General features: G+C 67.7%; 1 protein-coding gene. It reads right to left on the bottom strand.

What is annotated here, in order from left to right; all coding sequences use genetic code 11:
• Positions 1–389: tetratricopeptide repeat protein (locus tag D7V77_RS42870; protein ID WP_199734031.1), on the bottom strand; the 389-nt coding region annotated here is incomplete at its 3' end.
• Between the last annotated feature and the right edge of the window lie 13 nt (positions 390–402).

The raw sequence follows: 402 nt of genomic DNA, 5'->3' as shown, positions 1-402 counted from the left end.
GCCACGAGCAGCTGGGCGTAATTGAACTGAGCGGAGGCGTTGCCATGGTCGGCCGCCTTCTTCATCAGCGCTTCGGAGCGCACCTTGTCGCGCGGCACGTCGCGGCCCTCCATCAGCAGGATCGCGTATTTGAACATGGCCGAGGGGTCGCCGGCCTCTGCGGCCTGCCCGTACCAGAACGCGGCGTCCTTGGGCTTGCGGGGAACACCGAGCCCCTGCGCGAAGATTTCGGCGACGAGCGTCTGTGCCGAGGCGTCGCCCAGCTGCGCCCGCGGCAGAGCCAGCTCCATCGCCGTCAGATAATAGCCGCGCTGGAAGGCGCCGAAGGCATCGTCCGCCTTTCCGGCAAAAGGCTTTTCCTCGGGCAGAGCCGGCAGTGCCACGCCCATGCGCTCCAGGACG

The organism is Corallococcus sp. CA041A, from assembly GCF_003612075.1.
GTDB lineage: Bacteria > Myxococcota > Myxococcia > Myxococcales > Myxococcaceae > Corallococcus > Corallococcus exiguus.
This window is presented reverse-complemented; position numbering and strand designations above follow the sequence as displayed.